The sequence below is a fragment of the Treponema sp. R8-4-B8 genome (genome assembly GCF_054786175.1).
The window spans coordinates 1-1,744 of record NZ_BDHE01000083.1; the positions used below are offsets into that span (position 1 = coordinate 1).

The following is a 1,744-nucleotide window of genomic DNA, read 5'->3' on the forward strand; positions in this document are numbered from 1 at the left end:
AAGTTCCCGATGAAGCGTCTTTTCTCCGGCAAGCAGGCGGCTTCCGCTGGCAGACGTGCCAAGTTTGTTAATAGCGTCTATTGCCGCCTGTGACACTTGCGGATGGCCGCTAAGGCCTAAATAGTTGTAAGAACCGAAATTTATAACTTCTTTGCCCATAACAATAGAGGTGTCGCGAAGGGCGCTGTCGTGGGGAATATAATACGGATTTTTTGATTTTTTCAATGAATCAAGCCGCGCTTCAAAAGATTTATACTCAGGCGAATCAACAAATTTTGTTATAGGGATTACATTCTCAGCATGACGCGCGGCCGCTTTATCCGCATGGACAATCCGCGCTCCGCCGTGTGATTCTTGTCCTGGTAACGACCCTGTAATTTTTTCATATATTAGGCGGCTTACGTCATTAACTGTTCTGCATTTTAAATAATCCGATTCTTCAATCATCATGCCGAACCGCGCTTCCGCCATTGCCAGCAATTCAAGACTGTCAAGGCTGTCCCCTCCGAGGTCTTCAACAAAGCGCATGTCATCGCCAATTTTGTCAGTCGTCGTATCCAGGACTTCGGCAAAACATTGTATTACCTGTTCTTTTATGTTTTCAAAATTACCGTCCAATTCCGATTTTTCGCGTCCTGAGTTTTTACCGCCTTCATTTTTCTCTATTTTATTCGCGGCGATTGTAGGCGATGAACTTATGTTCATTTGAATTTCCGTTACCGGAAATTTATTATTCTCGATCATTTCCTTTAGTTTTTGACGGCGCACTTTCATTCCGTTTGCGAGAGGCATTGGCTCTTTTGCCGCAAAAATTAATTTTATCCTTTTCAGGAAGGGAAGCTGACCGTTAACAGAATTTATAATACGTGAAATTTCATCAAAACATTTTTCATTGTCGGCGCCGTCATTCACTTCGGCAACAATGGCTATCTTTTCATTGCCATTGCTATTTATCCCCAGTACGCAATATCTTTTTACAAGGTTTGAAAGATCGTCAAAATAATCTTCAAGCTCGTCGGGATAAATATTTTCTCCCGATTCGTTCAATATTACTTCTTTTAAACGGCCTTCAATAACAAGAGAGCCATTTACAAAACGCGCAATATCTCCGGTATGAAGCCATCCGTCTTCATCAACATCGGAAGAGATCATTTCGCCATTTTGCATTTTTCCCGAGTGCATTGACGTTCCTTTAAGAAGAAGCTCCCCAGTATCCGTCTCATTGCCGTCAGTGTTTACAATTTTACCGATAAAGCCGTGCATGAGAGGCCCTGTCGTGCCGTCAATCCGTTTCCTGAAAACAGTTCCCGGCTCAAACGCGATGATGCCGCATTCGGTCATTCCATAGCCAATAGTCGCGATGTGGCCAAGGCCATTAATAAATTTTAGCGAATCGGAAGGAACATGCGTCCCGCCTACGCAAATCCAGGCAAACGTGTCGCCAAACAGTTTTTTAATAACTGATTTCGTAATATGTTTCCTTACAAAAAAATCTCCCGTTTTTGGCGCGATTTTTTGAATAAAAAGACTTATCTTTATAAGCATATTTAAAAGTTTTTCTTTTTTTGGCTCTTCGTTGCGTATTTTCCGTAATACTCCGTTTTTAAGATTGTTTATGAGTAATGGAACGGACACCATGTGCGTTACGCCAATTTTCTGGCAAGCCGCCTGAATTGAAGTAGGGGTTCTGTCTTTAAGAAAATCAATTGTTTTGTTTAAAAACGGATACGCTATACATGAGGAT

General features: G+C 41.9%; 1 protein-coding gene. It reads right to left on the reverse strand.

The features are described 5' to 3' along the window. Positions 1-1,744 (reverse strand): non-ribosomal peptide synthetase (locus tag ACYVRA_RS06380; protein WP_461251913.1); only part of this gene is annotated, 1,744 nt, incomplete at both ends.